The sequence below is a fragment of the Hominiventricola sp. genome (genome assembly GCF_057604405.1).
The window spans coordinates 1-6,600 of record NZ_DBLYVB010000042.1 but is presented as its reverse complement, the minus strand read 5'-3'; the positions used below and the strand labels follow the sequence as shown (position 1 = coordinate 6,600).

9 protein-coding genes are annotated in these 6,600 nt (G+C 43.6%); all 9 read left to right on the top strand.

Annotated elements, in window-relative coordinates:
* On the top strand, nt 1-459 hold a 459-nt coding region (locus ACZMB2_RS13450), incomplete at its 5' end, for a SpaA isopeptide-forming pilin-related protein (protein WP_487597111.1).
* Between the two features lie 56 nt (nt 460-515).
* A complete protein-coding gene (locus ACZMB2_RS13445; protein WP_173795261.1) occupies nt 516-674 on the top strand; it encodes a hypothetical protein in 159 nt (52 codons plus the stop codon).
* Nucleotides 661-939, top strand: a complete 279-nt coding sequence (locus ACZMB2_RS13440) for a hypothetical protein (protein WP_487597110.1) — start codon at nt 661-663, stop codon at nt 937-939. Before ACZMB2_RS13445 ends, ACZMB2_RS13440 begins: the two co-directional genes overlap by 14 nt.
* The gene (locus tag ACZMB2_RS13435; protein WP_003864610.1) at nt 940-1,503 is read left to right on the top strand and encodes a PcfB family protein; all 564 of its coding nucleotides are present in this window, start codon (nt 940-942) and stop codon (nt 1,501-1,503) included. It abuts the gene before it with no gap.
* Nucleotides 1,500-3,323, top strand: coding sequence for a VirD4-like conjugal transfer protein, CD1115 family (locus ACZMB2_RS13430; RefSeq protein ID WP_487597109.1), 1,824 nt, complete (start codon nt 1,500-1,502; stop codon nt 3,321-3,323). The genes ACZMB2_RS13435 and ACZMB2_RS13430 overlap by 4 nt, the downstream gene beginning before the upstream one ends.
* Before the next feature lie 128 nt (nt 3,324-3,451).
* The gene (locus ACZMB2_RS13425) at nt 3,452-3,667 is read left to right on the top strand and encodes a Maff2 family mobile element protein (RefSeq protein WP_005334815.1); all 216 of its coding nucleotides are present in this window, start codon (nt 3,452-3,454) and stop codon (nt 3,665-3,667) included.
* A 19-nt stretch (nt 3,668-3,686) separates the two neighbouring features.
* Nucleotides 3,687-4,559 carry a VirB6/TrbL-like conjugal transfer protein, CD1112 family gene (locus tag ACZMB2_RS13420; protein WP_487597108.1) on the top strand — a complete coding sequence of 291 codons (873 nt, stop codon included), beginning with the start codon at nt 3,687-3,689 and terminating at the stop codon, nt 4,557-4,559.
* 22 nt (nt 4,560-4,581) lie between these two features.
* Entirely contained in the window at nt 4,582-4,971 is a 390-nt protein-coding gene (locus ACZMB2_RS13415; RefSeq protein WP_040466129.1) for a PrgI family protein, read from the top strand.
* A partial coding sequence (locus ACZMB2_RS13410) for a VirB4-like conjugal transfer ATPase, CD1110 family (RefSeq protein WP_487597107.1) occupies nt 4,952-6,600 on the top strand: 1,649 nt, incomplete at its 3' end. The genes ACZMB2_RS13415 and ACZMB2_RS13410, both read left to right, overlap by 20 nt.

The window sequence follows — 6,600 nt, the reverse complement described above, 5'->3', positions numbered from 1 at the left end:
ATCAAAGATACTGCCGATGTGCAGAAAGTTGAGATGAAGGATGATGTAACGAAGGTGAAAATCTCCAAACAGGATATCGCCGGAAAAGAACTTCCGGGAGCAAAACTCACGATCCTTGATCAGGATGGAAAAGTTGTCGAAAGCTGGACCAGTACAGAGAAAGCACATTACATCGAAATGCTTCCGATCGGAAAATACACTCTCCGTGAAGAAACAGCACCGGATGGCTATCTGGTTGCAAAAGATGTGGAATTCGAAGTAAAGGATACTAGTGAAGTACAGCATGTAACCATGGTAGATGAGGAAAAATCGGCAGAAAAGACACCGGAAGGTGGAAAACCTGTCAGTGATTCACCAAAGACTGGGGATAACACCAATCTGTGGCTGTGGTTTATGCTTCTCGGCATTGGTGCGACTGGTACAGGAGCCCTTGCATTTATGAGAAAAAAGAAACACTAATCAAATAAGAATGAGCGTTCATGGAAACCGAAAGGAATCTGTGGACGCTTTTTTAGATGGGAGAAACCATGAGAAATATCATTATTTTTGTTGCTCTTCTGGGAGCAGCGGCAATATTTACAGTTTTGTATTGTCTCATTGCTGCCGGAAGTCAGGCAGAGAAAAAACTGACAGAAATCATGAGAAAAGAGGAAGAACAGAATGAAGACAAATAAAGATCTGATCATAGAACCAAATGCAGCTATAGAAGGAAGAAAGTACAGCGAAGAAAAGCCATGGTCCTGTAAGTACTGTTACTGGTGGGGAGGCAAAAAGAAAGGCTGTAACTTGAAGCAGTGCCATTATCTGCTTTCTGAAAAGAAAAAAGCGGTAAAAACAACACCATGTGGTGGCTGTCCGTATGGAAAACATGTTCCATGCATCGGATATTGTATTGCCCGTCTTCATTCTGAAATGAAAGGAAAGAAAGGACGTGGGTAATTGCAGGAAGAAGTAAATCAGAAAGTGATCAGCCTGAGCATCCAGGGAGTCAAGATCACTGCCAGTGTGCTAAAAGCAGCCATTCGGAAGTTCCTGGAAATGGACAACCGGAGGAAACAGAAAGCAACGCAGGTGAAAATGGCTGAAAAGACCGGACGGGCCCAGGAGAAAGGAAGGGAAAAAGCCCGAAAAAAGATTGAAAAGAAAAAGCCACATGGAAAGCAGACCATCAAGCAGCTGAATGCACAGGGAGTACAGCTTTCCAACATAAAGATCACAGATGAAAATATCAAATCCTTTGACCGTGTGGCAAGAAAATACGGGATTGATTACAGCCTGAAAAAAGAAGTCGGTGCGGATCCACCGAAATATCTGGTCTTCTTTAAGGCTAAAGATGTGGATGTGATGACAGCGGCTTTCCGGGAATATGCCGGAGTAGAACTGAAAAAGAAACAGGTGAAGAAACCATCGGTCAGAAAGAAACTGCAGAAATCTGTAGAAAGAAAAGCAAAGCACCGCCAGCGTGTGAAGCAGAGACAAAAATCCAGAGGTCAGGAACGATGATGCGGGAGAAATTACAGAAGATCCAGGTCAAACGGCTGGTGATCTTAAATCTCCCATATTTCTTTATCTTCTATGTAGCAGATAAAGGATCCTGGCTGTACCGGCATTGCCTGGGAGAAAGCATGGTCCAGAGACTTGGCGTGATGTTAGTCAATTTCCGACTGGCATTTTTAAGCTGGCTGCCAAGTATCGCTTTGCAGGATCTTGCAGTAGGTGTTCTGGTTGCAAGTGCATTAAAGTTGGTGGTCTACTATCGTTCTAAAAATGCAAAGAAGTTCCGGCAGGGTGTGGAGTATGGCTCTGCAAGATGGGGAAACAGAAAAGATATCGAACCCTTTATGGATCCGGTCTTGGAGAACAATGTCATCCTCACAGAAACAGAACGTCTGACCATGAACAGCCGACCAAAAGCACCAAAGTATGCCAGAAATAAGAATGTGATCGTCATCGGTGGTTCCGGATCCGGTAAGACAAGATTCTATGTGAAGCCCAACCTTATGCAGATGACGGATCACGTATCCTATGTGGTCACTGATCCGAAGGGTACGATCATCGTCGAATGCGGGAAGATGCTGGTAAATGGAGGATACCGGATCAAGGTATTAAATACGATCAACTTTAAAAAGTCCATGCATTACAATCCGTTCCACTATATCCGGAGTGAAAAAGACATCTTAAAGCTGGTCAATACCATTATCGCAAATACCAAGGGTGAGGGCGAAAAATCAACGGAAGATTTCTGGGTCAAGGCCGAACGTCTTTTGTATTCTGCACTGATCGGATACATCTGGTATGAGGCACCAGAGGAAGAACAGAACTTTTCTACTCTGTTGGAATTTATCAATGCCAGTGAGACCAGGGAGGATGATGAAGAATTTAAAAATGCAGTGGATGAATTGTTTGAAGAACTGGAAGCAGAAAATCCGGAACACTTTGCAGTAAGGCAATATCGCAAGTACAAGCTTGCCGCCGGCAAAACCGCGAAGTCGATTTTGATTTCCTGTGGTGCCAGACTTGCACCATTTGATATTCAAGAACTAAGAGAAATCATGTCCTATGACGAGATGGAACTGGATATGATTGGTGATCAGAGAACAGCTATGTTTGTCATCATCAGTGATACAGATGACACATTCAACTTTGTGGTAGCGATCATGTACACCCAGCTCTTTAACCTGCTTTGTGATAAAGCGGATGATGAGCATGGAGGCCGACTTCCCTATCATGTACGGCTGCTTCTTGATGAGTTCAGCAATATCGGACAGATTCCAAAATTCGACAAGTTGATTGCTACGATCCGAAGCAGGGAAATCTCCGCTTCTATCATTCTGCAGTCACAATCTCAGCTGAAAACCATCTATAAGGATGCTGCAGAGACGATCACAGGTAACTGTGACACTGTTCTTTTCCTTGGTGGAAAGGAAAGTTCCACACTGAAAGAAATATCAGAAACTCTGGGAAAGGAAACCATTGATCTTTACAACACATCAGACACCAGAGGCAGCAACCGGTCCTATGGGCTGAACTATCAAAAGACAGGAAAAGAACTGATGAGTAGAGATGAGCTGGCGGTCATGGATGGAGAAAAATGTATCTTACAGCTTCGAGGAGTCCGGCCGTTTTTAAGCAACAAATATGACATCACAAAGCACAAACGGTACAAGGAACTTGCCGATTTCAATAAGAATAATGCGTTTGATGTCGAAAAATATCTGGCACACCGACTGGTGCTGTCGGAAGATACAGAATTTGAAATGTATGAAGTAACTGTAACACAAGAAGACGTATCAGCGATTGAAGCTGAGGAAGGTGAGGACTGATATGAAAGAAAGAATTCGAGCACCCTGCTACTACTGATAAGGGTACAAAAAGGTCTGAATAAAAGGGAAAGGAGTAGAGCCAAACGCTTACAGACCATAAGAAAAAGTGTTTGTTCATACATTTGATTATGGCTTTTTTTAGCAGTGCAATCAATATCCTTCAGACACTGGTCGTTGCAATCGGTGCCGGTCTTGGTGTCTGGGGTGTAATCAACCTGATGGAAGGTTATGGAAACGACAACCCGGGTGCAAAATCCCAGGGAATTAAGCAGCTGATGAGCGGTGGTGGTGTTATCCTGATTGGAACACAGCTGATTCCGCTTCTGAGTGGATTATTTGGTTAAGAGAAAGGAGTAGAGATCCATGTTCAGTCAGATTTTTGATGCGATTGAGGAATGGATGAGGGAACTCTTAACCGGGATGATCACTTCCAACTTGGACACGATGTTTACTGATGTCAATCAAAAGACCGGTGAGATCGCTACCCAGGTTGGACAGACCCCGCAAGGGTGGAACGGCAGCATATTCAGTATGATCCGGAACTTATCGGATTCCGTGATCATGCCGATCGCAGGTATTATTATCACACTCGTACTCTGCTACGAATTGATTTCTATGCTGACCGAGCGCAACAACATGCATGATATTGATACCTGGATGTTTTTCAAGTACTTCGTAAAAATGTGGATCGCTGTATATCTGGTGAGTAACACATTTACGATCACAATGGCGGTATTCGATGTGGGCCAGCACGTAGTTAATTCTGCAGCCGGTGTTATCACAGGAAGTACCGCCATTGATATTTCTTCGGCATTGACGGATCTTTCCGCAACACTGGAAAGTATGAAAATCGGAGAACTTGTTGTATTGGCGCTGGAAACCCTTATCGCCGGCTTCTGTATGAGAATCCTGTCTGTATTGATCACAGTGATCATGTATGGACGTATGATAGAGATTTACCTATATACCTCAGTTGCGCCGATTCCATTCGCAACTATGAGTAACAGAGAATGGGGACAGATCGGCACGAATTATTTCAGAGGACTCTTTGCCCTGGCTTTCCAGGCATTTCTGATGATGGTATGCGTTGCAATCTATGCAGTGCTTGTTGCAGGTATCCAGTATTCAGATAATCTGAGTTCTTCATTATTTGGCGTTATGGCTTACACAGTGATCTTATGTTACAGCCTCTTTAAGACGGCATCCTTAAGTAAGTCGATATTTAACGCGCACTAAATTACAGGAAGGAGTGAAAATCATGGCATATGTCAGCGTACCGAAAGATTTAACAAAGGTAAAGAATAAAGTAGCATTTAACCTGACCAAAAGACAGCTGATCTGTATCGGGATAGGTGCTGCAATGGGAATTCCAAGCTATTTCCTCTTGCGTAATGTGATGGGAAACAGTAATGCAGCAACGGTCATGGTGCTTTTGATGTTACCGGCATTTTTATTTGCCATGTACGAAAAAGACGGGATGCATCTGGAAGATGTTCTGATGCATATGATCCGGGTGAAGTTTCTTCGTCCATCCGTCAGAAAATATGAAACTGAAAACTATTATGAGACAGATCCGGAACAGATCAGACAGTCTCCGGATGCAGGAAAACCGAAAGGAGGAAAAACGGTTGCGAAAAAAGAAAAATAAGAAAACTGTCGCAGATACCGGATACAAAAAAGTAGACAGAAAAGAGAAAAAGAAAAAAGAAAAGCAGGAAGAGAAACGCAGGCAGAAAAAACTGTCCGTCCAGCAGTCAATCGCTTATAAGGAAATGGGAAGAGATGGAATCTGCAGGGTACAGGGAAAAACTTATTCTAAGTGTATCCGCTTTTATGACATCAACTACCAGCTGGCTCAGAATGAAGATAAAAATGCAATCTTTGAAAACTGGTGTGACTTCCTCAATTACTTTGACAGCAGCATCCATTTTCAGCTGAGCTTTATCAACCATAAGAGCAGCATGAAGGAGTTTGAGCAAGTCATCCGGATCCGACCACAGGAGGATGCTTTTGATGATGTCCGTATGGAATACGCAAAGATGTTGAAACAGCAGCTGGCAAAAGGAAACAACGGTCTGGTGAAGTCAAAATATATCACCTTTTCCATCGAAGCGGATAATATCCGGGAAGCAAAGCCAAAGCTGGAACGTATTGAATCAGATATCCTGAACAACTTCAAGATCCTTGGAGTTCCGGCATATCCGCTGAATGGCGTGGAACGTCTGCAGATACTGTATGAGACTTTCAATCCGGATATCATGACAGACTTCCAGTTTGATTATGGTTCCATGATCCGGACAGGACTCAATACAAAGGATTATGTGGCACCGACCAGTTTTGTATTCCGAGACAGAAATACGTTCCAGATGGGAAATACTATCGGGGCTGTCTCTTATCTGCAGATCCTGGCACCGGAGCTTACGGATAAGATGCTGGCAGAATTTCTGGATATCGATAAGAACCTGATCGTCAACCTGCATGTCCAGTCTGTGGATCAGATGAAGGCAATCAAGCTGGTAAAAAGCAAAGTGACGGATATCAACCGTATGAAAATCGAAGAACAGAAAAAAGCAGTCCGGGCCGGATACGATATGGATATCATTCCATCGGATCTGAACACGTATGGCGGAGAAGCTAAGCGTCTGTTAGAAGACCTGCAGTCACGAAATGAGCGTATGTTCCTTGTAACAGCGCTCTTTTTAAATACAGCAAAGACCAAACAGGCACTGGACAATGCCATCTTCCAGACTGCCGGAATTGCACAGAAATACAACTGTGTACTGAAACGTCTGGACTATCAGCAGGAAGAAGGACTGATGAGCAGTGTTCCGCTGGGAGTCAATCATATCCCCATCAAACGTGCACTGACCACGACCAGCACTGCTATCTTCGTACCGTTTACCACTCAGGAACTTTTTATGGCAGGAGAATCCCTGTATTACGGATTAAATGCACTCAGCAACAACATGATTATGGTGGATCGTAAAAAGCTGAAAAACCCGAATGGATTGATCCTTGGTACACCTGGATCCGGTAAATCCTTTGCTGCAAAAAGAGAAATCACCAACGCTTTCTTTGTCACGAAGGATGACATTATCATCGGAGATCCGGAGGGTGAGTATTATCCACTGGTCCATGCACTTGGCGGACAGGTCGTACACATTTCACCGACCAGTAAGGATTATATCAATCCGATGGATATCAATATGGATTATTCCGATGATGACAATCCACTTGGTGTAAAATCCGATTTTGTCCTGTCCTTATGTGAGCTGAT

Bases quoted from the DNA above. Each gene is read 5' to 3' on its own strand.
- ACZMB2_RS13445 (WP_173795261.1), top strand. From the start codon at position 516: ATGGGAGAAACCATGAGAAATATCATTATTTTTGTTGCTCTTCTGGGA.
- ACZMB2_RS13440 (WP_487597110.1), top strand. From the start codon at position 661: ATGAAGACAAATAAAGATCTGATCATAGAACCAAATGCAGCTATAGAA.
- ACZMB2_RS13430 (WP_487597109.1), top strand. From the start codon at position 1,500: ATGATGCGGGAGAAATTACAGAAGATCCAGGTCAAACGGCTGGTGATC.
- ACZMB2_RS13425 (WP_005334815.1), top strand. From the start codon at position 3,452: ATGGCTTTTTTTAGCAGTGCAATCAATATCCTTCAGACACTGGTCGTT.
- ACZMB2_RS13420 (WP_487597108.1), top strand. From the start codon at position 3,687: ATGTTCAGTCAGATTTTTGATGCGATTGAGGAATGGATGAGGGAACTC.
- ACZMB2_RS13415 (WP_040466129.1), top strand. From the start codon at position 4,582: ATGGCATATGTCAGCGTACCGAAAGATTTAACAAAGGTAAAGAATAAA.